The sequence below is a fragment of the Eikenella sp. Marseille-P7795 genome, from assembly GCF_916618725.1.
Taxonomy (GTDB): Bacteria; Pseudomonadota; Gammaproteobacteria; order Burkholderiales; family Neisseriaceae; genus Eikenella; species Eikenella longinqua.
Genome location: NZ_CAKAJZ010000001.1, coordinates 386,495 through 412,148, shown reverse-complemented (window position 1 = coordinate 412,148; position 25,654 = coordinate 386,495). Strand labels below are relative to the sequence as shown.

Annotated in this window: 26 protein-coding genes; 5 read left to right on the top strand and 21 right to left on the bottom strand. The window is 58.0% G+C overall.

The window, feature by feature from the left end:
• Positions 1–174: 174 nt before the first annotated feature.
• From LG371_RS02040 to LG371_RS02030, 3 genes are all read right to left on the bottom strand, one after another.
• Positions 175–594 (bottom strand): type II toxin-antitoxin system HicB family antitoxin, encoded by a 420-nt coding sequence (locus LG371_RS02040; protein WP_225747595.1) that lies wholly within the window; start codon positions 592–594, stop codon positions 175–177.
• A gap of 60 nt (positions 595–654) precedes the next feature.
• Positions 655–837: a type II toxin-antitoxin system HicA family toxin gene (locus tag LG371_RS02035; RefSeq protein ID WP_225747594.1), complete on the bottom strand. Its 183-nt coding sequence runs from the start codon at positions 835–837 to the stop codon at positions 655–657.
• A 192-nt stretch (positions 838–1,029) separates the two neighbouring features.
• Positions 1,030–2,589: a recombinase family protein gene (locus LG371_RS02030; protein ID WP_225747593.1), complete on the bottom strand. Its 1,560-nt coding sequence runs from the start codon at positions 2,587–2,589 to the stop codon at positions 1,030–1,032.
• A gap of 92 nt (positions 2,590–2,681) precedes the next feature.
• On the opposite strand from LG371_RS02030, the gene LG371_RS02025 reads away from it, so the two are divergent.
• Positions 2,682–3,476 carry a hypothetical protein gene (locus LG371_RS02025; protein WP_225747592.1) on the top strand — a complete coding sequence of 265 codons (795 nt, stop codon included), beginning with the start codon at positions 2,682–2,684 and terminating at the stop codon, positions 3,474–3,476.
• Between the two features lie 738 nt (positions 3,477–4,214).
• Here LG371_RS02025 and LG371_RS12345 read toward each other — a convergent pair.
• From LG371_RS12345 to LG371_RS01985, 8 genes are all read right to left on the bottom strand, one after another.
• Complete coding sequence (locus LG371_RS12345; protein ID WP_225747591.1) at positions 4,215–4,424, bottom strand: FAD:protein FMN transferase; 210 nt, start codon at positions 4,422–4,424, stop codon at positions 4,215–4,217.
• Between the two features lie 88 nt (positions 4,425–4,512).
• A complete protein-coding gene (locus LG371_RS02015; RefSeq protein ID WP_225747590.1) occupies positions 4,513–4,776 on the bottom strand; it encodes a hypothetical protein in 264 nt (87 codons plus the stop codon).
• Between the two features lie 14 nt (positions 4,777–4,790).
• Positions 4,791–5,996: an MFS transporter gene (locus LG371_RS02010; protein WP_225747589.1), complete on the bottom strand. Its 1,206-nt coding sequence runs from the start codon at positions 5,994–5,996 to the stop codon at positions 4,791–4,793.
• A gap of 307 nt (positions 5,997–6,303) precedes the next feature.
• Complete coding sequence (locus tag LG371_RS02005) at positions 6,304–7,716, bottom strand: NADH:flavin oxidoreductase (RefSeq protein WP_225747588.1); 1,413 nt, start codon at positions 7,714–7,716, stop codon at positions 6,304–6,306.
• A 169-nt stretch (positions 7,717–7,885) separates the two neighbouring features.
• Positions 7,886–9,109 carry a beta-ketoacyl-ACP synthase gene (locus LG371_RS02000; RefSeq protein WP_067590768.1) on the bottom strand — a complete coding sequence of 408 codons (1,224 nt, stop codon included), beginning with the start codon at positions 9,107–9,109 and terminating at the stop codon, positions 7,886–7,888.
• Positions 9,109–9,837, bottom strand: coding sequence for a 3-oxoacyl-ACP reductase FabG (fabG, locus tag LG371_RS01995; protein ID WP_067590771.1), 729 nt, complete (start codon positions 9,835–9,837; stop codon positions 9,109–9,111). Before fabG ends, LG371_RS02000 begins: the two co-directional genes overlap by 1 nt.
• Positions 9,838–10,520: 683 nt before the next feature.
• The gene (locus LG371_RS01990) at positions 10,521–10,970 is read right to left on the bottom strand and encodes a hypothetical protein (RefSeq protein ID WP_067590774.1); all 450 of its coding nucleotides are present in this window, start codon (positions 10,968–10,970) and stop codon (positions 10,521–10,523) included.
• Between the two features lie 117 nt (positions 10,971–11,087).
• Positions 11,088–11,600, bottom strand: coding sequence for a DUF4189 domain-containing protein (locus LG371_RS01985; protein ID WP_067590777.1), 513 nt, complete (start codon positions 11,598–11,600; stop codon positions 11,088–11,090).
• Positions 11,601–11,864: 264 nt separating this feature from the next.
• Here LG371_RS01985 and LG371_RS01980 point away from each other — a divergent pair, with 264 nt between their 5' ends.
• Positions 11,865–12,425: a PH domain-containing protein gene (locus LG371_RS01980; RefSeq protein ID WP_067590779.1), complete on the top strand. Its 561-nt coding sequence runs from the start codon at positions 11,865–11,867 to the stop codon at positions 12,423–12,425.
• 85 nt (positions 12,426–12,510) lie between these two features.
• On the opposite strand, the gene LG371_RS01975 is transcribed toward LG371_RS01980, so the two are convergent.
• From LG371_RS01975 to LG371_RS01945, 7 genes are all read right to left on the bottom strand, one after another.
• Positions 12,511–13,179: an OmpA family protein gene (locus LG371_RS01975; RefSeq protein ID WP_225747587.1), complete on the bottom strand. Its 669-nt coding sequence runs from the start codon at positions 13,177–13,179 to the stop codon at positions 12,511–12,513.
• Between the two features lie 63 nt (positions 13,180–13,242).
• The gene (locus LG371_RS01970; protein WP_225747586.1) at positions 13,243–13,839 is read right to left on the bottom strand and encodes a phosphoribosylglycinamide synthetase; all 597 of its coding nucleotides are present in this window, start codon (positions 13,837–13,839) and stop codon (positions 13,243–13,245) included.
• Positions 13,840–14,128: 289 nt separating this feature from the next.
• Complete coding sequence (locus LG371_RS01965; protein WP_225747585.1) at positions 14,129–14,581, bottom strand: hypothetical protein; 453 nt, start codon at positions 14,579–14,581, stop codon at positions 14,129–14,131.
• A gap of 262 nt (positions 14,582–14,843) precedes the next feature.
• Entirely contained in the window at positions 14,844–16,145 is a 1,302-nt protein-coding gene (locus LG371_RS01960) for an adenylosuccinate synthase (protein ID WP_225747584.1), read from the bottom strand.
• 53 nt (positions 16,146–16,198) lie between these two features.
• Positions 16,199–17,203, bottom strand: coding sequence for a hypothetical protein (locus LG371_RS01955; RefSeq protein WP_225747583.1), 1,005 nt, complete (start codon positions 17,201–17,203; stop codon positions 16,199–16,201).
• 82 nt (positions 17,204–17,285) lie between these two features.
• Complete coding sequence (gene purM, locus LG371_RS01950) at positions 17,286–18,320, bottom strand: phosphoribosylformylglycinamidine cyclo-ligase (RefSeq protein ID WP_225747582.1); 1,035 nt, start codon at positions 18,318–18,320, stop codon at positions 17,286–17,288.
• A gap of 88 nt (positions 18,321–18,408) precedes the next feature.
• Entirely contained in the window at positions 18,409–19,323 is a 915-nt protein-coding gene (locus LG371_RS01945) for a TIGR01777 family oxidoreductase (protein WP_225747581.1), read from the bottom strand.
• 39 nt (positions 19,324–19,362) lie between these two features.
• Between LG371_RS01945 and LG371_RS12200 the strand changes: the two genes are divergently transcribed.
• A complete protein-coding gene (locus LG371_RS12200; RefSeq protein WP_255593045.1) occupies positions 19,363–19,491 on the top strand; it encodes a hypothetical protein in 129 nt (42 codons plus the stop codon).
• Between the two features lie 23 nt (positions 19,492–19,514).
• Here LG371_RS12200 and LG371_RS01940 read toward each other — a convergent pair whose 3' ends face one another.
• Positions 19,515–20,162: a hypothetical protein gene (locus LG371_RS01940; protein WP_225747580.1), complete on the bottom strand. Its 648-nt coding sequence runs from the start codon at positions 20,160–20,162 to the stop codon at positions 19,515–19,517.
• A gap of 355 nt (positions 20,163–20,517) precedes the next feature.
• Between LG371_RS01940 and LG371_RS01935 the strand changes: the two genes are divergently transcribed.
• Together LG371_RS01935 and LG371_RS01930 are read left to right on the top strand one after the other, a co-directional pair.
• Positions 20,518–21,138, top strand: a complete 621-nt coding sequence (locus LG371_RS01935; RefSeq protein ID WP_067590804.1) for an L-threonylcarbamoyladenylate synthase — start codon at positions 20,518–20,520, stop codon at positions 21,136–21,138.
• A gap of 204 nt (positions 21,139–21,342) precedes the next feature.
• Positions 21,343–22,239, top strand: a complete 897-nt coding sequence (locus LG371_RS01930) for a hypothetical protein (RefSeq protein WP_225747579.1) — start codon at positions 21,343–21,345, stop codon at positions 22,237–22,239.
• Between the two features lie 110 nt (positions 22,240–22,349).
• Here the strand turns inward: LG371_RS01930 and glnE are convergent, their stop codons facing one another.
• Both glnE and LG371_RS01920 read right to left on the bottom strand, forming a co-directional pair.
• Positions 22,350–25,034 (bottom strand): bifunctional [glutamate--ammonia ligase]-adenylyl-L-tyrosine phosphorylase/[glutamate--ammonia-ligase] adenylyltransferase, encoded by a 2,685-nt coding sequence (glnE, locus tag LG371_RS01925; RefSeq protein ID WP_225747578.1) that lies wholly within the window; start codon positions 25,032–25,034, stop codon positions 22,350–22,352.
• 166 nt (positions 25,035–25,200) lie between these two features.
• Positions 25,201–25,614, bottom strand: a complete 414-nt coding sequence (locus LG371_RS01920; RefSeq protein ID WP_225747577.1) for a hypothetical protein — start codon at positions 25,612–25,614, stop codon at positions 25,201–25,203.
• Positions 25,615–25,654: the final 40 nt, after the last annotated feature.

Sequence of the window (25,654 nt, the reverse complement as noted above, 5' to 3'; positions counted from 1 at the left end):
TCTACCTGGGTGATTGCGCCGGCCTTTTGCCGGCGGTACTTTGATATTGCCTGCCAGCGTATTGAGCACGCACTGGCGCAAGGGCAGTTGTTCTGATTTCAGGCTACCTGAAAAAAAGGCTACCTGAATTTTCAGGCAGCCTTTATAATTTTCACTGTATAAGAAAGTATGGATTTACGAGAAGCTAATATTTAGACTTTTGCCGAGCTTCGAGGCGGCTTTTTCCAAAAAGTCTATGCGGGTATTATGCCGCAGGTCGAGTAGGCGGTCAATTTGGGGCATATGCACATCCAGTCGACGCGCCATTTCTGCCTTGCGTACGCCTTGGCTAACCATTTCATTCAGTAACAGTACTTTGGCGGTTTCCAATGCTGGTAACACTACAACCGGCTGCCCTTTGGCGGGTTTCGATGGCAGCGGAACAGCCCGGCGGTCTTCAAAATAGCCATCTATCGCGCAAAGTAGCCCGTCTAGCGCCTCAATAGCGGCAGTTTCTTTATCTTCACCAACGGCCGCCGCCTCCGGAATATCCGGAAACATTACCAAAAATGTACCGTTGTCGTCTGGAGTTAAAATATAGGGATAAGCTAACATAATTGTACACCTCTGAATTTATTATTTTGTTTTATAAGGTAGCCCTTTCGGGCTACCCTCCTATTTAAGACCTAAGTCTTTTTTGATTTTTCTAACTAACCCCGAACCGATTTCTTTGCTGCCGTGGTCTGGGAAAACTGAAGTTTTATTTCCTAATCTAATGTTTTGGTGGCTTCCGCGTTTTTGTGTTGTGAACTCAACGCCTTGAGCCTTTAACCATTTCTTAAATTCACTGTATTTCATCTCTACCTCCTTTCTTATACAGTGAATATATAATACAACAAAAATGTTTCATTTACAAGAAAAAACTAAACTTTTTTGTTGTGTTTTTCAGTATGGGCGATGATGCAACACTTTTAAAAATCTGCTTCTGATTTTTTCTGATTGTTTGCGGCAAATTGGGGCTACGTTGTTTCTTACTGCAATAGATGCATTTTATATTTTTGGTTTTAAAGCAAAATCAGAATCCCCGTGGGCGTGCCAACCTTTCGTACTATGAACCCCAGTGGAATCATGAATAACCCGTTCTGGGTGGTAGTGAATAACTACATCGGTAGGATTGACATCGATTTTTTGGATAAAGCTCTGCAATAGAATGCGGAGCTTTTTTGCATTTCTTGTGTTTAAAATGATATTTTTTAGTGTGGTTAGGGCACTATCAATATCAATTTCAGGAATTTTTTCAACACTTGGTGCAGAATCTAGCTTATCAAGTTCGACGAGCAGGGTTTGTTCCCGTTCATCATAGCCGGCCAGCCGCTCAAGCAGGGAGCGACTGTCTGAACCGGCCAGCCCGGATTCGACCAATTCAAATAGGGTATTGCGACGACGGCGCAGTTCGGTCAGTTCGCTTTGCAGCAGTTTACGCTGCTGGGCATCCCCGGCACGTTTTTCAGCATACTTTTGATAAGCCTTGCTGATGAAATCACTGACTACATCTTGAGTAAGCAATTTGTCGATAACGATATTGAGCAGGTAGTCATCTATCTTTTCGGCAGGGATACGCCGCATGATGCAGTTGCAGCCTTTGCGGGCTCCGCTGCAATTGTAGTAATTGTAGCGGCGCTTAGTTTTACTGGTCGCGGTCTCAATAACCATCGCCTTGCCACATCGACCGCATCGCAATAATCCAGTAAACAGGAAACTGCTAGAAGGGCTGCCTGCCGCTGTATGACGAGGCTGGAAACGCCGCTGGGCGTTTTCAAATTCCTCTTCCGAGAGCAGCGGCTCGTGGGTTTGGCGTATTACCCAGTCTTCTGGCGGATTGGTTTTACGGTTACTGGTTTTGTTATACACAGTTTGTCCGAGATAGACGCGGTTCTTCAGCATATGTGACAGACTGGCGGCCTGCCATTCCGCCCCGCGCCGGGTATAGCCGCGGCTGGCAAAGCTACGGGCAATTGCCAATGCGCTTTCTCCGGCTGCAAAGCGGCGGAAGGCTTCCTGTACTAGAGTTCTTTCGGCATCGTTTGGTACCAGTTTTCGGCGTTTATTTTGAGTCATGATTTGATAGCCGGACGGTGCACGGCCGCCATTGAACCAGCCTTCTTCCGCGTTTTTCAGCATGGCGCGGCGGGTGTCTCGGCTGATTTGGCGCGATACCTGCTCATCCATAATCTCCATAATCGAATCGGTGAACCAGCCTTCGTCGGTATCGCTATCGATATTCATTGAGGCATACACCAGGCGGGTACCGCTTTCACGCAGCAGCAGTTTGTAGCTGGCGGCATCCAGCTTATTGCGGGCAAATCGCGAAGTAGACCACACAATGAAATAGTCCACATCGTTTACCGCGCAGTAATGGATGGCGCGCTGGAATGCCTGGCGCTTCATGGCTGAAGTACCGGTGACGCCTTCATCGCGGAATATCTGCAACACGCTAGCGCCGAGCTCTTTGGCTTTCTTTTTGCATTGGTCGGTTTGGGCATCGATGGAAATGCCCTCATCGGCTTGGCGGGCAGTGCTGACCCGCACGTAGATAATTGCTCGTTTCATACTTCCCTTTCCTGTTCCGGGCAAATTTTACTGCCTATCCTGTGCCAAAAATACCCCTGTTTTGTTCTTGTCTTTGGTCGTTTAATGCCCGTATGAGCGACCATTCTTCCCAATCTCTCGACACCGTTGTTTTCCGTTGCACCGCCTGCAAGCACACTTTTGAATGTGCCCCGAAAACGGTGCTGGATGCGCCTGAATACGAGTGGCACCCGTTTGCCTATCAGGCAGCCTGCCCGAAATGCGGGGAGACCTGCGCCCAGGCGGCCTGGCACCGCAACCTAATGAAGGGTTGGGCGAATGCCACCGGTCCGAAGACGCCGGAAGGTAAGGCGGCGGTACGTAAGAATCTGGAAGGCCACCCGACGCCGGAGGAAACGCGAAGGACCCGCTTCAATGCGCTCAAGCACGGCATGAATGCCCGCACCGCCACCTATTTCCCGGCTAAGCCGGATGGCTACCCGGCCTGCCGCACCTGTACGGTGGATCGCGAATACTGCCGCAGCCAGCCGGCCTGCGTAAAGCAGACGCAGCTGTTTATGCTGCACCACGCCGCGTTCGAGCAGCGCGACCCACGGTATTTGACGGAGATTTATGCCGATATGCAGGCGGCCATTACCGCTATCGTCCAGCAGATACTGCAGACGATTGTGGCGGACGGCGTGGTTTTGCGCGCGCCGGCATGGAAGGTGGATCAGGAAGGCAATGTAGTGATCGGCGAATACCTCGACCGGGCCAGCGGCGAGATGAAGGTGATTTACGAAGTCCACTACCCCTTTCCAAGAAGAAGGGATTGTGGCGCCACGCCTACAGCAGAGCCAAACCAACCTGATGTATCACATCGATGCCATCCGCCGCAGCCCGATTTTGAGCGGTTGGATCGGCTATAAATCCGGGCGGCGACAGATTGCCGATACGCGTTACCAGTTCCACAACGGCAGCAAGGCCGTCTGCTACGGCATCATGAGCCAAATTGACGGTGACGGCCTGAGTATCGGTTCTCTGGAAGAAATCGACGACATGCCGGCCGACCGGCTATTTTCCCGCTTCCTGCCGATGCTGGGTTCGGCCCGGCGCCTTGGGGTGGACAGCTCGGTGAGTTTCGACCCGCAGATCCGTATCACCGGCGTGTACAAAGGGGCGGACGTGCTGACCCAGTTGATTGATACCGGCGGCTACCATGTATTGCCGCCGGTAGACGTGTATCTCGGTATCGAACTGGGGATTTTGAATCAGGCGTTTGTGGATGAGATGAAGGAACAGTTACCGGATTCGGAGTGGATTCGGCAGTTCTTGTGCATCAACGCTTCGGCGCAGAACCATATTTGGGAAAAATACATCCGTCGCGCGATGGCGGTGGGCTTGTCGGCCGGTTTGCAGGCTGCCTGCCCGCTACCAGGCGGCCGCTACCGCAAGAAAGGATTGCTCAGTTTCGGTTATGACCATTCCGGCCACGGCGAGAGCGCACATGCTTCCAAGTCTGCTTTGGTGGTGTGCGAGCAGGTGGGGAATTTCGCCACCTTCCCATTTGTGAAAACGTGGCCGGCGGGAACCGATGATGCGGTGGTGCAGCGTGACCTGTTCGGCTTTTGGGAGTATTTCCGCCCGGATTACGCGATGGGCGATGCCTACGGGTTAGGGATGCTGACCAACCTGAACGATATGCTGTTTGCTCGCGGTCTCACCGATATCGACCGACGCAGTATCGGTGATGAGCCGTGCAGCACCACGTTGCCGCCCAAATCGATCATGGCGCGCGCTATGCCCGCTTCGGCCAGCAGCCGTTTCACGCCGTCGGCGATGTAGCCTTTGGCGATGGCGCCCAAATCCAGCGACATGCCCGGCTGGGTTCACCGTGCCCATGGCGATAAAGGTGGCAACGTTCATGGCGGGCGCTCCCAAACGGGGGGATGATGAAAACACCCTTTATCCGCAGGCTCTCGGACAAAGGGCGTAGGGGCTACCTGAAAAGTTTGCGGCGGTTTGGGCTGGCGGGTTGTCGGTCGGAGCGGCGGCTAGGCTGTTTTCAGGTAGCCTTTCCGTGCCTGCTGCCGCATGAGGAGCCGATTCCCTTTGTTTCGCCACGGCGGCGGGTGCGGAAGCCGAAACGGTTTCCCCTTCTGCCCACGCCAAGTTGCCTGAAAGTGCCAAGGTGCAGGCCAAAGCGATTTTGCTGTATGAGAAATTCATTTGATGCCTTCCTTTCACGCTGTTTTTTTCAGTTTGAGCCCCAACAGGATGCCCACGATGGATACGCCCACCATAAAGAGGAACGAGGCGCTGTAGGTTTTGGTCAGGTTGTAGATCCATGAGCAGGCGATGGGCGAAAGGATGCCTGTCACGAAGCTGAAGGTCATGCTGAAGCCGGCCACGCGGCCGATGATGTGCGGCGGGTAGGATTTGGTGATGAACGACATCACCACGGGATTAACGAAAGATTGGAACACGCCCAACACAATCAGGCAGGCAATTAGGCCGGCGGTGTCTGTCCAATGCACAATCAGGTAGCTGAACGCGGCGGATACGGCAAACGCGGCCGCCAGCACCAAATTGTCTTTCTTGCCTTTGAGCAGCATGCCGGAAATAAAGCCGCTGATTGGCGAGCCGACGGCGAAGGCGATGGCGTAGTAGAACATCAAATCAGCGCCGGCCAGCTGCCCCATGTGCAGCTCGTCGCCGATAAAGCTCGAACCGATGGAGTTCACCGACTGCTGCAGCCAAGTGCCGCCGAAGAAACACAGCCCGCCCAGAATGACCAAAGGCTGAAGCATTTTGAATTTTTCCGGCGGCGGGGAGGCAGCGTCGGGCGCGGCGCCGGTGTGTTGCGCAACAGCCGGTTTCGGGCCGAGCATCACCGCAAAGGTGAGCACGATGCCCAGCGCATTGATGCCGGAAAGAGTAAGATACGACTGCGTCCAGTTGCCGGCAGCGGCTTCCACCAAGCGCGGCACCAGCAGGAAGCCCGCTGCAATCCCCCCCGACACCGCCATGCCCTGCAAGCCGGCCACGATGCCGTGTTCGTTTTCCTTAAACCACTGGTGCGAAAGTACGGCCACCGACACCATAATCGGCCCCGTGCCCAAGCCCTGCAAGGCGCGGCTGACAAACAAGCCCACGGGCGAATTGCCCGCCATCAGGCCTACCAGATTGTCGACAATCGCCAGCAGCAGGCCGCCGATATAGATTTTGTTCACGCCGAATTTGTCCACCAGCATCCCGCCGAGCATCACGGCGGCCACAATGAACAGATTGAAGGTGCTCATGGCGATGGTGATGATGGTGGGCGGCGCCATGCCCGAAGACTGCGCGATGCTCCCCACCACCGTTACCGGCGCGATCAAAAGAAGCGAGGTGGATGCGGTAACGATAAACATCACCAAGGCCACAAACCATCTGAAATTCGTATGCATAACAACCTCCTTACCGGATTGCTCCGCAGTTAATCGGGTGCTTCCGAATATAGAGGGGGAGGGGATAGCGGCGGAAATTCTTTATTTAACGACGGTCATGCAATTTGGACATAATCAAAAAAACAAATAGGGATGGATGCCGCTCAAGCAGCCTATCCCGTATCAACAAAGGCTACCTGAAAAAAGTTCAGGTAGCCTTTTGCTGCCGGATTGATGGGTGGAATGATTGCATATCCTTCCGCCATCATTGGCAGGAAACAGCCTAGTATTTGCCAGTTAAACAGATCTTGCCGTTCAACTTGTGCGCTTACAAAATATCCATTGCCGCACAGAATCCTTCATAAGTGGCTTCTTTTACCGTTCTAGCCTGCCGGGCATCGCCAACTACAATAAATCTCGGGCAAACGCCTTCCAACCGTTTGACCAAATCTTTATTTGAACGGCTGCCGCAGCAATGCAGCACCAGGTCGGCAGCAATTTGCTGTTGCTTGCCTTCTTTATTGAGATAAATCACACTGTCTTCTGTGATTTCCTGTACCACGACCACATGGCGGCGGCCTTTCGGCTGTGGTGCATTCCGCCAGCGCAATTCCCGTTGTCCGCGAGGGTTTACTGTGCAATGCCAAAGTGCCGGAATCGGGCGGGCATCGGGGTCAGAGCTCAGCGGGTTGAAGCAAGAACAACGCAGACATGGCGCTATCTGGTCTTCAATGCCGTCGCGGGTTTTGTTGACAAAATCGGGATCGGCAAATTGTTGGCGCCCCATGGCGACAATATCGCATTTCCCCGATGCAATGGCTTTTTCAATCTGTTCCGGCGAATTAAACCCGCCCACTGAAATAACCGGAACATCAACATGTTTTTTAATGGCTTCGGCCAAATCCAAGTTGCAGCCGTGCGGATCAAACATGGAGCTGAAAGCCTTGGTATTGACGTGATCCTGATAAGAACCGGACGTTACATGGATCAAATCCACATGGTGTTGGATAATCTTTGCAAACTCGATGCCGTCCTCCAGCGTCATCCCGCCTTCCATCCGTTCCGAACCGGACAAACGGTATTCGATGAGCAAATCATTGCCGCACACTTCGCGAATCTTTTTACACACCATAATCGGAAATTTCGCCCGGTTTTCCATACTGCCGCCGAATTCGTCGGTACGGTGGTTGAATTTGGGGGAGATAAACTGGTTCAGCAGCCAGCCGTGTCCGCCATGCAGGTTGATGACTTGGAAACCTAAAGATTTGCATACCCAAGCTACTTCTGCCCATTGTGCGGCTGTTTTTTCCATCATTTCCACCGTCATCTCCTCTCCCTGCACCCCGTCTTCACGGACAAATGCAGATGGGCCGATGGGATTTTTATGGCCGGGGATGGTATCAGGGTGGTTCATTGCCCCGACGTGGTTGAGCTGAATGGCGGCCACCGCGCCGTGCGCCTTGATTGCTTCGGTCAGTATCATGATAGCTTCCATGTGGATGGTGGACATCGGGTTTTCCCACAGGTTCAAACCATGCTCATGCCGCCAAGAATATTCATGGTCGATGAAGCTTTCGGTGATTGTTACTTCTGCAAAGCCTCCTCTGGCTTTGGTTTCATATACATCAATGGTTTCCGGAGTCGGGTAGCCTTGTTCGGTAACAACACGGTTGGTGGTGATCGGGGAGGCGAACACCCGATTTTTGAAGGTAACGCCTTTGATGGTTAAAGGTTGAAACATGTGGGGGTAAAGGCTACCTGAAAACCATCCGAGCATTTTTCAGGTAGCCTTTGCGCTTGTGCCGAAAGCGTTACGCCGTTGCAGCTTGCGTTTTAGCTTTGCAGAAACTCAGCCTTGCTTCGCAAGACATCGTTTTAACTTCGTTGAAGCTGACGCTTTCAGGTAGCTCCTACCAACGCTTGAATATCAGCGAGGTATTCACGCCGCCGAAGGCGAAGTTGTTGTTCATCACGTATTCGGTGTCGATGCGGCGGCCTTGGCCGGTGAGGTAGTCGGCTTCGCCGCAGCGGGGGTCGATGTTGTCCAGATTCAGCGTGGGGGCAAACCAGCCATTGCGCATCATTTCGACGGCAAACCAGGACTCGAGTGCACCACACGCGCCGAGGGTGTGGCCGAGGTAGCTTTTTTGCGAGCTGAGCGGGATGTGGCCGAACACGGCGGCGGTGGCTTGGGTTTCGGCGATGTCGCCCTGTTCGGTGGCGGTGCCGTGGCCGCTCACATAGCCGACGGCGGAGGGCGGCAGGGCGGCGTCTTCGAGGGCGAGCTCCATGCAGCGCTGCATGGTGCGCATTTCGGGGCGGGTGATGTGGCTGCCGTCGCAGTTGGCGCCGTATCCCACGATTTCGGCGATGATGTGCGCACCGCGCGCTTGGGCGTGTTCCAATTCTTCCAGCACCATCATGCAGCCGCCTTCGCCGAGCACGAGGCCGTCGCGCGCGGCATCATAAGGGCGCGGGGTGAGTTCGGGCTCGCCGTTGCGGAGGCTGGCGGCATAAAGGCTGTCGAACACATAGGCTTCGGAGGGGCAGAGCTGGTCGGCGCCGCCGGCCAGCATCATGGGGATTTTGCCGTATTTGATCGCTTCGTAGGCATAGCCGATGCCTTGGCTGCCGGAGGTGCAGGCGCTGGAAGTGGGGATCAGGCGGCCGGTGAGGCCGAAGAAGATGGCCACGTTGGCAGCGGTGGTGTGCGGCATCATGCGCACATAGGTGTTGGCGCTGAAATTGTTGGGCTGATGGGCGAGCAGCAGGCCGATGTCGAGCACGTCGGCGGTGCTGCCGCTGGACGAGCCGGCGGCCACGCCCATGCTGCCGTTGCGGATGACGGGGTCGCCGAGTAAACCGGCCTGTTTCAGGGCCTGTTCGGCGGCGTCGGTGCAGTATTGCGCCAGCGGGCCCATGCTGCGCAGCTGTTTGCGCGTCCAATGTGCGGGCGGGGCATAGGCGGGCAGCGGCGCGCCGAGGCGGGTTTCCATTTCGGGGAAGGCGTCCCACGCCTCCATGTGGCGCACAGCGTTTTTGCCCGCGCGGAAGGCGGCTTCGATTTCGTGCCACTCGCGGCCGAAGGCGCACACCGCGCCCACGCCGGTAATCACCACCCGTTTCGTTTTCATCAGCACAATCCTCCGTTTACCGCAATCACCTGCCGCGTGATGTAGGCGGCGTGTTCGCTCATTAAGAAGCGCACGGCATGCGCCACTTCTTCCGGCCGCCCCATACGCTGCGCCGGAATCGCCTTCAAAATCTCTTCCACCGGCACGTTTTCATCCAAAATTTCCGTATCAATCAAACCGGGCGCAACGCAGTTTACCGTAATTTTGCGTTTGGCCAGCTCCACCGCCAAAGCCTTGGCCGCGCCGATTAGCCCCGCTTTCGACGCGCTGTAGTTCACCTGCCCGCGGTTGCCGATCAGGCCGGACACGGAGGCCATGCACACAATCCGCCCCGGCGCGCGGCGGCGGATCATCGGCATGATGAGCGGGTGCAGCACGTTGTAGAAGCCGTCGAGATTGGTGCGCAGCACGCGATCCCAATCTTCGTCTTCCAGCGCGGGGAAGGCATTGTCGCGCGTCAGCCCCGCATTGAGCACCACGCCGTAATACGCGCCGTGTGCTTCAATATCCACTTCCAGCACGCGGCGGCATTCGGCGCGGTCGGCCACGTCAAACTGCAACACCCGCGCCTGCCGCCCCAGCGCACGGATTTGTTCCGCTACCGCTTCGGCTTCCGCCATGCGGCTGCGGCCGTGCACCACGATGTCGAAGCCGTCTTGCGCCAAGGCCAAAGCCGCCGCACGGCCGATGCCGCGCGTGGAGCCGGTGATGAGGATGGTTTGGGTCATGATGGGGTTCCTTGTGTAGAAGGCAGCCTGCTCCGGTTGAGGCTACCTGAAAAATAAGAAAGGCTAACTTAGGCGGCTTCATCTTGGCCTAGGCAGGAAAGCTGATAAAACTAGGGAAACTGCCACGCCGCATTTGATGAATATCCATATGTCGTCGCCTGTTGCACTTAATGAAAAAAAGCAAACTAGGGTCGTGCTTAATGTGCCAAGGATGACCATAATACATATGCCGAGCCAATTTCGCTGCAAATTCAAAATCATGATCAATACCCCAACCAATAAAGCAGGCAGGCCGCCGTAAATATAGCTGAATGGTACGGCGAGAGGGAAAAACATTAATGTTATCAACAGCCCTGAAGTATGGCTGCCATCAATGCTCCAACCAATCACACACATCAAAAAGAACAGCCCCAGCGGAGGACCGAGTGCTAGACAAACTGCGGGAAATCCCCAGTCATATACCGGCTTGGCTGAGCCCCTATTGCGCCTATTTTATGCCATTGTAATCTCAAATTTTCGCCTATTAGTGAGGCTACCTGAAAAATCGGGGAAAGCAGATTGTGCCACGCCTGCGCCGGTTGGGAAACGGGGAGGGCGCAGGCGGGGCGGTTTAACTTCGTTTTAACTGCGTTGAAGCTGACGCTTTCAGGTAGCCTTTTGGGCTGGAGGCCGCTGGAAAAGGCCTATCGGCAATAATTGACGACAATCCGTGCGCCGCCGTCTTGCGGGTGGTAATACGCCCCTGCGTCGCCCCATGTAAAGCGGCGGCATTGCCCTGCTGCCGATGGGTGAATGGTGCACGGAGTATCGCCCAGCTGCCGATCCAGCCATTGCTCAAACTGCTTTCTGCGCTGCCATTCGTGCGCCTCCGACCATGCCTCCCAGCCCGTGTCTTTGCCTATCGGGCAGAAAAATAGGGATAGCCTGGCCAGCCGCTGCTGCTCGAACCAAGCGGTAAGGGCATATTGTGTGGATTGCTCGGTAAACGACACGCCGAAAGAGGTGATCCCGGCCTGCGGATGATGCGGGCAGGATTCGGGAAACAGGGCAAGCCAGTTATCCAAAGTGGTGTGCGCTGTGATGGCGTGGCCGCCGGGCAGAATGATGCTGCCGTCTTCGGGCTTGATTTTCATATTTGAAGTTCCCCATGCGGTTGGCAGGTAATCTGCAAACAGACTGGCGGATGGGAGAGGCTACCTGAAAAAGAAAGGCTGTGTAATCATCTGGTTGGCGGTTTTTGGGCGTGTCCGTTATGGGTGCAGATAATATTGGTGGCGGGCATTGAGCTGGCGGATGTCGAGTTTGCAGCTGGCTGCGCCGCTGTGGCGGCAGCGGTTCAGGGCTTCCTGCTCCACCCTGCCGCACACGCCGGAAGCGGAGAAGTGGAAATTTGCGCCGCCGGTTGGGTTGGGCGAGGAGGCCATGGCGAGGCAGCCGTTGCGCTGGAAGGCAGCGGCGCGGCATCCGCCCCGGCCGGATTGTTCGCAGTTCATCACGGCGTCAGCCTGCGCGGCTTCTTGGCCGAAAAAGCCGGTAGACCAGCCCCATGCGCCGGTTTGGGCATTGACGGCGATGGCGGCATAATAATCGGTGCGGCGGGAGAAGTCGGGGGCAGGTTTGCTTGCGCTTTGATTGGGTGAGCAATTCGGATTGTAGCCATAGCCGCATAATGCCGGGTTGGTTTGTAACGGCCCTTGTGTCGGGTTTTGGGCATAGGCATGGGCGGACAGCACGGCGGCGAAGGCAAGCAGGTATTGTTTCATGGGGTTTCCTTGTGGTGTGCGGCAGGCTGGGCTTTCAGGCTGCGGCTGTTTTGCCCGCGGATTGTACCTGCGAACCGGTTTGGCCGGAATGGTGTTGGCCGTTTTCAGGTAGCCTCTTCAGGGCTGAAGGCTGCGGGAAAGGCTACCTGAAAAATCATGCGGCCTCCACAAACCGTTCTGCAGCCGCCGGGGGAAACGTGATAAATTTGAATATATTGTTTGATGGTACAATCATCCCGTTTCATGAACCGTCTGGAGGGGCAAATGCTGAAAGAATTCACCGACCCAAACGAAAACATCCTGTGGCAGGGCAAGCCGCACCGCCTGCTGTATGTGATGGGCAACCCGCTGATTTACCCTTTCGCCCTGTGCTGGGGGCTGTTCGACCTGTTTTTCATCACTAAGTTCAACGCCGCCTCGCACGGGATGTTTCCGCATGCCAACCTCTTTGTGCTGTTGCATATGGCGCCGGTGTGGTATGCGATATTTTCGCCAATCTACCGCTTTTTCAACTGGTACCGCATCGATTACGCGCTCACCGACAAGCGCCTCTATTTCACCGCCGGCGTGATCGGGCTGGATATTGCCAGCCTGGAGCTGCCGGAAGTGCATAATTTGCGGGTGTATGTGGGCGTGCTGGAAGCCTTGTTTAAGCGCGGCACGATACGCTTCGGCAACCGCAATGCCCTGTATGCGATTGAAAAACCATACGAAGTATATAAGCTGATTCAGCAAACCGCGGTGGATATTACCACCGACCGCCAGTTCCCCAACCAGCTGCGCCCCGAAGAAAACCCGGGCTACCATACCCGCTATAAGCCTTAATAGCGGAAGCCGATAAAACAGGCCGTTTGAAAACAGATTTTGCTGCTTTCAAACGGCCTCTTTCTTTCCAAGCTAGAGCGGAAACCTAGCTCCCCAGCTGCGTGGTTTTGTTCACAATAATCTCCACGCGGCGGTTTTGGGCACGGCCTTCCGGATTGTCGCTGCCGTCGGGGTGGGTGTTGGGCGCGATGGGGCGCGTGGCGCCGAGGCCTTCGATTTGGTAGTTCTGGTGCAGACCTTGTGCTTCAAACCAGCTTTTCACCGCCTGAGCTCGTGCCAGAGACAAACGCTGGTTGTAGGCATCGGAGCCTTTGCTGTCGGTATGGCCGGTGATCAGAATCAGCCCTTGGCCTTTGCGGCGGATCACTTCGGCGGCTTTTTGCAGCTCGGCATCGGCTTCGGGCTTGAGATCGGCCTTGTCGAAATCAAACAGCACATCGGAAGATAGATTGATTTCGATGTTAAACCCGGTTTCGGTGCCGCTCAAACCGCTGCCTTGCGCCGAGAGGCCGCTGCCCTGGGAAGATAAGCCGCTGCCTTGAGAAGATAGGCCGCTGCCCTGCGCCGACAGGGCAGAAGAGGCGGGCGATGCCTGCTCAGAAGCGGCGGCGGGCGCGGGTTGCTGCAAATCGGCCGCGCTGGCGGCAAGGGTTTGCTCCTGCTGCGATTGCTGGTCGGCGGGAGTAGGCTCCTGCCCGCAGGCGCACAGGGCGGAAACGGCCGCCACACAGGCAAGGAAACGCAATGTTTTCATAAAGCAAGCTCCTTCAGGGGCGGCGGGGCGGCGCTAGGCCGCCCATATGCCGCCGGGTGGAAATCAGCGGCTCACCGGCACCGAATCAAACGAGCCCGCACCGGGGAAATCGATGGTGATGGTGGGCGTGGTGGCGGCCGGGGCGGGGAATTTCAGCGCGATGATTTTGGGCGAACTGCCTGTGAGACTTATTGTATTGCTCACGCCGGGGGCAGGGTCGGTCATGTATTTGCCGCTTTCGTCTTGCAGCAGGCTGATGCGTTTGCTGGTGCTTTCGTCGATATAGGCAAAATCGGCAACCTTGCCAGAATGCTCATTAGTGAATTTATAATTGCCGCTTTCATTTTTGGGCGGAATATACATAAATTCCACATTCAGAATCTGGCCGACCACCTTCACTTTGGTTAAAGCCAGCGTGCCTCCTTCGCCAAACGGTTTGGACTGGATGGCATTTGCTGCCGGGTCTTGCTGCTGCTGCGGGGCGGCCGGCTCGCGGATTAGGCTGGTGCTGGAAGCGGGTTCGGGGGCAGGCGGCGCGGGATTGGGGTTGGGGGCTTGTTCCTGCGCCTGCGGCGGCGGGGTGGGCTCGGGATCTTTTTGGCAGGCGGCGAGCAGGGCCAAAGCAGACAACACAACAAGGGCAGATTGGGAAACACGCATTTTGGATACCTCTTTCAGGGTTGGGATATTTCTAATGAAAACACGATCAGACTGCTGGCCGTGTATACCAAAAATCCCGATAAAATTCAAGTGAGCCGCAGCTGGAACAAACACTCAACTCGAGATATAAACGGCAGCCCGCCCATGCTGTTGCTGCGCAGCCGGTTTGTTGCATCGGTGTTGGCTATTTTCAGGTAGCCTTTGCTCAGAAGAGGCTACCTGAAAATGAGCAAAGCGGCTTTCGCTGCCACGATGTTTTGCACAGCCGAAAAACCCGCCGCCCGCCCGCTCACGCCTTGGGCAGAAACCGCGATAGCACCAAGGCTGCCGCCGCGCCGCAGCCGGCAAATGCCGCCACCGCCAGCAGCCGCATCTGCATATCGACCTGCGGCCAATCCACCAGCACCACAAACGTGCTGAAGGCCGCTGCAATGGCCGCGCCGATCAGCGTCATGGCTGCCGCGCCTTTTTTGTTGCGCCGCAAACCGAGCTGCGACACGGCCAGACCGGTGAGCGCGCCCGGCACGGCGCCGTAGAGGAAGCCCCACAGCAGCAGGCGGGGCAGCAGGCCTGTGCCGCCCGCCGCTTTGCCCGTGAGCAGCAGATACGCGGCCAAGGGTAGCACGCCCAGCACGCCGCCAAGCAGGCCGCAAATCAAGGCCATGCGCCAGCGCCGCCATTCCGCGCCGAAGGCGGCGGCGGGGGAATGCGGGCGGGGCGGCGGCGTGTGTTGTTGCGTCATGAGGGTTCCTTGGTTTGGATTTGAATTTTGTTGAAGCTTGCGTTTTCAGGTAGCCTTTTGGTACTTGGGCAAGTGGGGGCAACGGTTGCCATGCGGCCTGCACGGGCGCTGAGGGCGGCCGTCTTGCCTTGCCAAGCTCCGCTCACCCTTGCAAACCGGGCAAGCGGAAGGCTACCTGAAAAAGGCTGCAACGCAGTGGGAACAGGGCACGGCAAAGTTTCTGCGAAGCCGGGATTTTCAGGTAGCCTTTTCGCGCGGCGGCTTAGGCGGCAAACGGGTGTTGCAGCACGATGGTTTCCACGCGGTCGGGGCCGGTGGAAACGATGGCGATGGGGGCGCCGCACACTTCGGCGATGCGTTTCAGGTAGCCTTTGGCGTTTTCTGGCAAGGCGTCGAAGCTTTGCACGCCGAAGGTGGATTCGCTCCAGCCGGGCAGGGTTTCGTAGATGGGGGTGCAGCCGGCCACGGCGTCGCTGCCGAAGGGCAGGATGTCGGTGGTGCTGCCGTCGGGCAGGGTGTAGCCGGTGCAGATTTTGATTTCGGGAATGCCGTCCATCACGTCGAGCTTGGTGATGCACAGGCCGCTGATGCCGTTGATTTGGATGGCGCGTTTGAGCGCGGCGGCGTCGAACCAGCCGCAGCGGCGGGCGCGGCCGGTAACGGAGCCGAATTCGTTGCCGCGTTCGGCCAGGCCGGCGCCGGTGTCGTCGAACAGCTCGGTGGGGAAGGGGCCGGAGCCGACGCGGGTGGTGTAGGCCTTCACGATGCCGAGCACGTAATCCAGGGCTTGCGGGGGCACGCCTGCGCCGGTGGAGGCGGCGCCTGCCAAGCAGTTGGACGAGGTAACGAAGGGGCAGGTGCCGTAGTCGATGTCGAGCAGGGTGCCTTGCGCGCCTTCAAACAGCAGGCGTTCGCCGCGCTGGAGGGTGTCGTGCAGGCGGCGCGATACGTCGGCGAGCATGGGCAGGATGCGCGCTTTGAAACTGTCGATTTTGGCCATCACGTCGTCGAATTGCATGGGCTCGGCGCCGTGCAGGTGTTGCAGCTGCATGTTGTAAAACTCGAGGTTGGCGCGCAGTTTGTCGGCGAGGCGGCCAATGTCGGCCAGTTCGCCGAGGCGGATGGCGCGGCGGGCGACTTTGTCTTCATAGGCCGGGCCGATGCCGCGGCCGGTGGTGCCGATTTTGCCGGCGCCTTTGGAGGCTTCGCGGGCGTGGTCGAGCGCCACGTGGTAGGGCAGGATCATGGGGCAGGTGGGGGCGATGTGCAGCCGGCCGGCCACGTTTTTTACGCCGGCGGCGGTGAGCTCATCAATTTCGCCGAGCAGGGCTTCGGGGGAGACCACCACGCCGGAGCCGATGTAGCAATGCAGGTTTTCATGCAGGATGCCGCTGGGGATGAGGCGCAGCACGGTTTTTTTGCCGTTCACCACCAGGGTGTGCCCGGCGTTGTGCCCGCCTTGGAAGCGCACCACGCCGGCGCATTCTTCGGCCAGCCAGTCTACGATTTTGCCTTTGCCTTCGTCGCCCCATTGCGCGCCGATGACTACGATGTTTTTTGCCATGATGTTGTTGCCTTTGTTGGAATAATGGATGGGATTTTTCAGGTAGCCTTTGCCTACATTAGCGCCTTGATATGTTCAGGCAGCATGGGCAGGGTAAGGAATGTTAATTCATACATACTGCTAAATGCTTTAGCTTGCGCTTCATCTATATCGGTAACCAATAGAATAAAGTTTTCGGCTGGGATATTCAGCCGTTTGCGCAGATTGAGGTATTTGTCTAAATTGCGGCGGTATTCGCCGGTTTTGCATTCGATGATTAGGGGTTGTTTGTCTGCAGGCAGGAAAACGACATCCAATTCATGCAAATCTTCGTTGGCGAAGCGGATTTCCACACTTCTGGCGCAAGAGAAAGAATAGGACTTGCCCCGCTGCTTGGCCTCTTTCAATACTTGCCCGAGCGCATACCATTCCAGCCACTCGCCGCTGAAAAATTGGCGGATAGGTGCGGCGCTTTGCAGTTTCAGATGGATGAGTTTGTCTTGTTTCTGATAGGCATAGCGGGAAAACAGGGTGTGGCTGTAGAACTCGCGGCAGGTGTTGTTGATTTGCTGGGCTTCTTTTTGCGAATATTTTTTCAAATCCAAATTCAGCCCGCTGTGGCTGTTGCGGTATGCCCAAGTGATTCTGCCGATGATGTCTTTGAATACGCCGTAATATTGCCCGATACGCTCGGCAGCTTCATCGTAATAGCCGCTCATATCCACAGCGGAATAATCAAAGTTTGGGACAATCTGCCTGCTGCCGAACCATTGCGCCAGCCCGAAATGTTGCTGTGCCGTGCTCAGCACTTCGGTATCCGATAATTTGATGCCGTGCAGCGGATTGGTTTCATTCGATTGAGCAGCTTCGTTTGCCTCTCCGCCGGCAGGCTGTTCGCTTTCTTGCTCCTTCAATGCATTCAATTCGCGCATGGCGGCGGCATAGCGGCTAATCAGCTGTCCGATGAAATACACGGTGTCGTAAACGGTAACGGGTTGCCCGCATTTTTGGCAAACCGCCCCCTGTTGGATGGCGTGTTCGCCCAGCTGTTTGCAATGGTTGCAGCGGTAAACGCCCATTGTTTCTCTCTTTAACTTTATGAATAATAATGAGTTATAGTTTCAGGTAGCCTTCCCGTTGCGGTGGGGCTACCTGAAAAATTTACGCCACCTGCGTTTGGTGCTCCTCGCCTGCACGTTGGCGGATTTCGCCCAGGCGGTACACGGTTTCGCCCTGTTCGGCGAAGAAGGCCTGCGCCGCTTCGGCCTGCCCGGCGGGCACGATCACGGCCATGCCGATGCCGCAGTTGAAGGTGCGGTACATTTCCTGCATGTCCACATTGCCGGCCTGTTGCAGCCATTGGAACAGTTTGGGCAGCGGCCAAGATTGTGCATCGATTTGCGCCACGCAGTTATCGGGCAGCACGCGCGGGATGTTTTCGGTGAGGCCGCCGCCGGTGATGTGCGCCATGCCTTTGATGTCAAACTTTTCCAGCGCAGCCAAAATCGGCTTCACATACAGGCGGGTGGGCGCAATCACGGCCTGGCGCAGGGTTTGGCCGCCGTCGAACTCGGCATCCAAATCGGGATGGCTGCGCTCGATGATTTTGCGGATAAGGGAATAGCCGTTGGAATGCGCGCCGTTGGAGGCGAGACCGAGCACCACGTCGCCGGGGCGGATGCCGCGCCCGTTGATGACCTTGCTTTTTTCCACCACGCCCACGGCGAAGCCGGCCAAATCGTATTCGCCTTCGGGATACATACCGGGCATTTCGGCGGTTTCGCCGCCAATCAGCGCGCAGCCGGATTCCTCGCAGCCCTGCGCGATGCCTTTAATCACATCGGTGGCGCGCGCCACATCGAGCTTGCCGCAGGCGAAGTAATCCAGGAAAAACAGCGGCTCGGCGCCCTGCACCAAAATATCGTTCACGCTCATGGCCACCAAATCGATGCCCACGGTGTGGTGGATATCCCATTCGAAAGCCAGCTTCAGCTTGGTGCCCACGCCGTCGGTGCCGCTCACCAGCACGGGCTGCTCATATTTCTTGCTGATTTCCACCAGTGCGCCGAAGCCGCCCAAATCGCCCAACACTTCGGGGCGCAGGGTGCGCTTGGCAAACGGTTTGATGTTTTCGACCAGTTGGTCGCCGGCATCGATATCCACGCCGGCATCGCGGTAGCTGAGGGGTTGGCTCATGTTCGGGCTTTCGGGAAAGGGAAAAAGGGAAAACGGAAAGCGCTATTTTACCTGATTTTAAGGCGGCTAACGATTGAATCGGGCAAGCCTAGCCCAGCAGGTCGTCCAGCGCGCTGCCGATATTGGGGAAACGGAAGCGGAAACCCTGCCGCAGCAAGGCCTGCGGCAGCACCTGTTGGCCGTCGAGCAGCAAATCGGCCTGTTCGCCCAGCATCAGGCGCAAGGGCTTTTCGGGAATGGGGAACAACAGCGGGCGGTGCAGCCGTTTGGCGGCGGCGCGGGCGAAATCGAGCTGGCTGGCGGGCTCGGGCGCGGTGAGGTTGTAGGCCTGCCAGCCGCTGTGTTGTTGCCCGGCCAAAAAGCGGATGGCGGCCACCGCGTCGCCCAAATGAATCCACGCCATAGGCTGCCGCCCGCTGCCGATTTTGCCGGCACACCAGCGCACGGGCTGGAGCAGCCGCGGCAAGATGCCGCCGCCTTCGCCCAGCACCACGCCGAAGCGGCACACGGCCACGGGGATGCCGCTGCTCTGCTGCAATTGCCGCGAAGCCGCTTCCCATTGCTGGCACAGCTGCGACACAAACACTTTCTGCGGCGGGCTGGCTTCGGTGCAGGGCGGCCAGCCTTGGGCGCTGCCGTAGCCGTAGTAGCCCACGGCGGAGGCTTGGATGATGAGGCGCGGCGGCTGCGGATGCTTGGGCAGCCAGCCGGCCAGCGCGCGCAGGGTTTGCAGGCGGCTGTGCAGCAGCTCTTGTTTGCGTTCGGGCGTCCAGCGGCCTTCGCCTATGGAAGCGCCGGCCAGGTTGACGAGCACGTCGGGGCGGATGGTGTCGTAGAGGTGGTGCAGGGCGGCGATATATTCGAAGCGCGGGTCGGCGGCTCGGGCGCGGGCGGGATCGCGGCTCACGATGAGCACACGGTCTCCGCTTGCCTGATAGGAAGCAGCCAGCGCGCGGCCGATGAAGCCGCTGCCGCCGATGATAATGATGGTTTGACGGCTCATGCGCATCTCCGGCGGGCAAAAGAAGGGGCTACCTGAAACATGGTTGATCCTCGGAAAGATTTTTCAGGTAGCCTGCCATGTTCTCGGGCGGCGTGCAACTGTGTGGCCGGGGGCGAAAGATTTTCAGGTAGCCTTTTGCTGTGGAAAGGCTACCTGAAAAATGGATAGTTTGAATGGGCAGACAAGCCGGCTTATTGATGCCGGCGCAATTCCTGCCGCAGCGAATGCAGGCCGGAGCGGCGGTCGGCGATTTGGATTTGCAGGTTGCCGGCGCGGTCGGCCTGGTGGTGGCGGCGGGCGTTGGCCAGCTCGCGTTCGGCTTGGGCGAGGGCGCGCTCTTCGCGCTGGATGTCGCGGGTGATGATTTGTTTGGGAGTAAGCGGTTTGGCGGCGACCATCACGGGCGCGGAGCGGATGGCGGCGGCTCGCACGGGCTGCTGTCGCAGGGTAACGCGCATCGGCACGGGCTGGGCGAGCTGCACATCGCTGGCGGCGGCCACGGCCTCTTGCCACACGGCGGGCAGCTCGCCGTTGTCGGCCTGCTCTTTGGTGGGGCGGCCGTTGGGGATGGCCACGGTGTCGGCTGCGGCGGGCGTGGAAGCGGCGGCTTCGGCATGTTGGCTGCTGGCGCGGACGGGGCGGCAGCGGCCTTGCGGCAGGGCGGTGCGCACGCTTTGGCCGTTGGGTAGCTGGCAGAGGTAGGCGATGTCGGTGGGCGCTTTGGGCTCGGCGCTTGGGGTTTCGGTGGCGGCGCTGATGCCGAAGGCGGCCAGCAGCAGGGCGGGGAGGAGGAAACGGGCGGTTTTTTCAAACATGGTATGGGTGTGGCGTTCATTCATGCGGGCAGATTATAGCAAGCGGCAGGTAGCCTGCCGTTGGCTTGGGTTTAAACAGGTAAATGGATTTTAAAAGCTGCCTGAAAGCGTTATAGCGAACCAACTTAACTTTCGCTACGGCGTTAGCTCGCCTTGCCGTACTCCTGTACTGCCTGCGGCTCGCTGCCTAGTATCGAAAGCCAATTTGATTCGCTATAGCTTCAGCGCGGTTAAAAAACACCGCCGGCGTGAAGCGTGCCCCAAGCGCGGGGGCGCGCTCTTTTTCAGGTAGCCTGCCGCCCGCGCAAAAGCAAGACAAGCCGACCGCCGAAGGATTAAAATACACCCTTTCGCACCCACCGATTTGCAGGAGGCCGCCATGGCACAGTTTTTCGCAATCCACCCTGAAAACCCGCAAGAGCGGCTGGTGAAGCAGGCCGCCGAAATCGTGCGCCAGGGCGGCGTTATCGTGTATCCCACCGATTCCTGCTACGCGCTCGGCTGCCAGATGGGCAACAAAGAAGCGATGGAGCGCATCCTCGCCATCCGCCAGATCGACTTGCGCCACCACCTCACCCTGATGTGTGCCGACCTCAGCGAGCTGGGTACCTATGCCAAGGTGGACAACAGCCAATTCCGGCAGCTCAAAGCCGCCACCCCGGGCGCCTACACCTTCATCCTGCCCGCTACCAAAGAAGTGCCCAACCGCACCCTGCACCCCAAGCGCAAAACCATCGGCCTGCGCGTGCCGGATAACCACATCGCCCTCGCGCTCTTGGCCGAGCTGGGCGAGCCCATGCTCTCCTGCACCCTGATGCTGCCCGGCGACACCGAGCCGCAAACCGACCCCTACGAAATCCGCGACCGCCTCGAGCACGCCGTGGATTTGGTGATAGACGGCGGCTGGTGCGGCACCGAGCCCACCACGGTGATCGACATGACCAACGGCACCGAGCTCATCCGCCAGGGCGCGGGCGATACGGGTGTGTTCGGCTTATAAGCCCGGATGCTTGGCACAGCAAAAGGCTACCTGAAAAACGGTTTGCGGTTTTTCAGGTAGCCTTTTCGCCTTCAGCCGACGGCAGCGTGATTGGATTGGCGCTGGGCGGCGGGCGGTTTGGCGGCGCAGCAATCTTGCCCGGGCTATGCTCGCACGCCGTTTTCAGGTAGGATTTATCATTAATTTTAGGTAAATCAAATATTCATGTTTACTGAACAGGATTTCCTCTTTGTTTATAACCTGCTTCATTGGGGCGGGATAATATTGCTGATCGTGGCCGTGAGTTTTGCCTGTTATCAGATAAACCCCAAATTATTTAATAAAAATCCGCAGTTAATATTTCTGCCTGGGCTAGTTGTGGCCGGGCTGCTTTATGCGGTAGGGCAGGTAGAAAAAATGCAGGAGAGGCAGGAAGCCGAAGCGGCTGAAGCCGAATGGCGCAAACGCTACGACCCTGCCAAAGCCCGCTTCGACCAACTGTGCCAAAACGCCGGCGAGAAGATCTACCGCACCGCAGACAATGTGGACGGCATCCTGCTGCTGAAAGTGCGCGGGGAGGGGGAGAAATACCAAGACAGCTTCTACAACCCGCGGAAAGACCAGATGTGGGAGGATGCGGCGGTGGAGAGTGAATTTGATCGTGAGGCATATATTGAGGAGTTTTTTCTTTGGGCTACAAGTGGGTTACCAAGGTATGCTTATATTGATGTTATACAAAAAGACGGCTCAATTATTCGTTACAGTACGCGAAGAGAGGATCGAAATTGGGTTATGGATAAACAGCCTAATCCCCATCCCCGCGCCCGTTATGCTGTTACCTACGAAAACGATGTTTCTTGGGAAAACCGCAAACATTGGATAGCGGGAACAACCATCAAGGTGATTGACACCCAAACCAATGAATTGATGGCTGAGAAAACCATGTATGCCTTTGTGCCAGAATTAGGCTATTCCAAATTTGAGCAGAATCCAAACCCTTGGGGCAGGGGGATACGCTGCCCTGATGAAAATTCGTATGAACAGAAAACAGTTATTTTTGCGAGTAAAGTTTTAATCCCGCCGCCTCGAGCCAGCGAACCCGCTGCCTCTTCCCAGCCGTAAGCCCAAACCCAAAAGGCTACCTGAAAGCGTGAGCTCCAACGAAGTTAAAATGCCGCGCAGCAAAGTTCTGCCAAGCGGACATTTTTCAGGTAGCCTTTTCCTTGCCTGCTCTAGCGGATGGCTTCGCCGAATACGGTCTGCCACAGTTCGGCCACTTGGGCATAATGCGCGAGCAGGGCGGCATCCACCTGCACGGCGCCGGCGCCGTGGAGCTGCTGGCGGTGCTGCACTTGGCGGTAGTGGCGGTAGGCGGCGGCGGTGCGCGCGGCGGCTTCGGGGCTCACCAGGCCGCGGCGGGCGGCCATGTCGAGCAGGGCGATGTTGCCGTAGTTTTCCAAAAGCTCGGGATAGCGGCGGGCGTGGAGCAGCACCCAGAATTGCACGATGAATTCCACGTCCACCACGCCGCCGCGCGCGTATTTCACGTTGCTTTCGTGCGCGGGGTGGGTGGGCAGCATTTTGTTGCGCATGTCGGCCACTTCTTGGCGCAGTTGCGCTTCGTCGCGCGGCAGGCTGAGAATTTGGCGGCGGATGGCTTCAAATTTGCGCCCCACTTCGGGGCTGCCGGCCACGAAGCGGGCGCGGCTTAAGGCTTGGTGCTCCCAAATCCAGGCGTTTTCGTGCTGGTATTTGGCGAAGGCTTCGAGGCTGTGGGCTTGGAAGCCGCTGTCGCCGTTGGGGCGCAGGCGCAGATCGGTTTGGTAGAGCGTGCCGGCGCCGGTGCTGCCGGAGAGCCAGGTGGTGAGGCGGCGGGCGAATTTGCTGTATACGTCGGCGGCTTCGGGCGCGCTGTCGTCATACAGATACACCAAATCCAAATCGGAGGCATAGGCCAGCTCTTTGCCGCCGAGCTTGCCGTAGCCGATGATGGCGAATTGCGGCATGGGGCGGTGCACTTTGGGCATGGCCTGCCATACGTGTTGCAGGGTGTGCTCGAGCAGGATGTCGGCCAGGTAGGAGAGCTGGTCGCTGAGGGCTTCGAGCGGCCAGAGCCCGGCCAAATCCTGCACGGTCAGCCGGAAGGTTTGCGCGTGTTTGAAGCGGCGCAGCACGTCCATTTTGGCTTCGGGGTCGCCGGCGGCTTGCAGGCTACCTGAAAGCGCGCCGATGAATTGCGGCCAGTTGGGGCGCTCCATGAGCTGGGCCGACAATAATTCGTCGAGCAGCACGGGGTGTTGCTGCAAATATTCGGCCAGCCAGGGGCTTTGCGCCATCAGCTCGGCCACTTGCTTTAAGGCGGCGGGGTATTTCTGCAAAAAGGCGAGATAGGCGGAGCGGCGGCTGATGCTGTCGAGGAAGTCGAGCAGGCGCGGCAGGGCGTCGGCGGGGCGGCTGCTTTCGGCGGCGGCGGCAATCACGCGCGGCAGCACGGCATCGAAACGCTGCTGGCCGCGCACGGACAAATGCCGATAGCGGCTGCTGCTGCGGATTTGCGCCAGCCTTTCGGCAGTGGCTTGGGCGTGCTCGAAGCCGAGGCCGGCCAGCTCGCCCGCCCATTCGGCGGCATCGGCTTCGCCCTGCCACAGCTCGTCGAGCGGCTGCCCGGCGGCGCTTTCGGCTTCTTCGGGGCTGCTGAGGATGTGGTTGAACTGTTCGGCCACATGGCTGCGGTGTTCGTTGAGGCTACCTGAAAAGACTTCGTAGCTGGCAAAGCCCATGCTTTCGGCCAGCAGGGCTTGCTGCTCGGGGCTTTCTGGCAGGGTTTGGGTTTGCTGGTCGTCCCAGTATTGCAGGCGGTGTTCGAGGCGGCGCAGGAAGCGGTAGGCTTCGAGCAGGCGCGCGGCGGCTTCGGGCGCGAGGATGCCGGCTTCGGCCAGCGCGGCGAGCGTTTCCTGTGTGCCTTTGAGCTGGAGGCTGCGGTTTTGCCCGCCGCGTATCATTTGGAAAATCTGCGCCACAAACTCCACTTCGCGGATGCCGCCGGCGCCGAGCTTGATGTTGCCCTGCATGCCCTTTTTGCTCACTTCGCTGCGGATTTGGCGGTGCAGGCCGCGCAGGGCTTCGTAGGCGCTGTAATCCAGATATTTGCGGAACACGAAGGGCTGCACCACGCTGCGGATGCCGTTTTCATAAGGCGTGATCACGCGGCCTTTGCACCAGGCATAGCGCTCCCACTCGCGCCCCTGCACAATCAGATATTGCTCCAGCGCGGTTTCGCTGAGCACCAGCGCGCCGCTGTCGCCATCCGGCCGCAGGCGCATATCCACGCGGAACACCTGGCCGTCGGCGGTGATGTCGTTTAAGAGCGCAATCAGCTTCTGCCCCACCTTGGTGAAAAACTCCTGATTGCTGCGGCTGCGCCGGCCGTCGGTTTCGCCCGCTTCGGGATAGACGAAAATCAAATCGATGTCGGACGACACATTCAGCTCGAAGCCGCCGGCCTTGCCCATGGCCACCACGCTCAAATGCTGCGCCGCGCCGCTATAGCGCCCGATGGGCGTGCCGTAGAGCGCGGCGTAGTGCGCCTCGGCGAAAGCGAGCGCGGTGTTCACGGCGAAATCGGCCAGGCGGGTGATCGATTCGGTTACCTCCGCCAGCGGCGCGGCGCCGCACAAATCGCGCACCATAATCTGCGCCAGCACATAGCGGCGCAACAGGCGCAGCTGCCGCGCCAGCTCGGCTTCGTCTGCCGCTGCGGCGATGCTGGCCCACGGCGCGAAGCCGGCAAAATCCTGCGGGCGCAAGGGCGCTTCGAGCAGGGGCTGCAAACGCGCGGTATCGAGTTGGCCGCTGTCGAGCTGGCGCGACAGCCAAAGGGAAAAACGGCGGGCTTGGGTGAGCATATCGGCGGGCATAGGGAATCCGTGAAAATAGTTTGCGGGAAGGGAAACGGGCGGATTATAGGCTACCTGAAAGCGTGAGCTTCAACGAAGTTAAAAATGTTTGGGCGAAGCCGAAGCGGCGTTGCTGCGCGGCGAAATTTTCAGGTAGCCTCAACGCAGGCAAAGGCTACCTGAAAAATTATTCCGCCGGCTTGGGCAGGCATGCCGACAACACGAAAGCCGCTGCCGCGCCGCTGGCGGTAAAGGCCAATCCGCTGAATATGTCCATCACTAACCAACACATGCCCGACAGCAGCGCGCCGATGGCCGTGACGGCAGCGATGCCAGGCAGGTTGCGCTTCAGGCGCAGCAGCATGGCCAGCAATCCGGTGAGGGTGGCGGGGATGCCGCCCGCCATGTAGCCGAGCAAAACGGCGATGGGAATCAGCCGAAAAGCCTGCTCCGGATGAGGGTCGGTTAAACCGAGGCCGAGCAGCAGCAATACCGATCCCAAAGGCGAGCCGAACAGGCTGTAAATAATCAGCACCCGCCACGAATACGGCGGTTTGGCGGTGGGGTTGTTGTGATGATTTTGTTTGGGTTCTTCCATCATGTTTTCCTCGGCAGGCTACCTGAAAAATGATACGGTTATT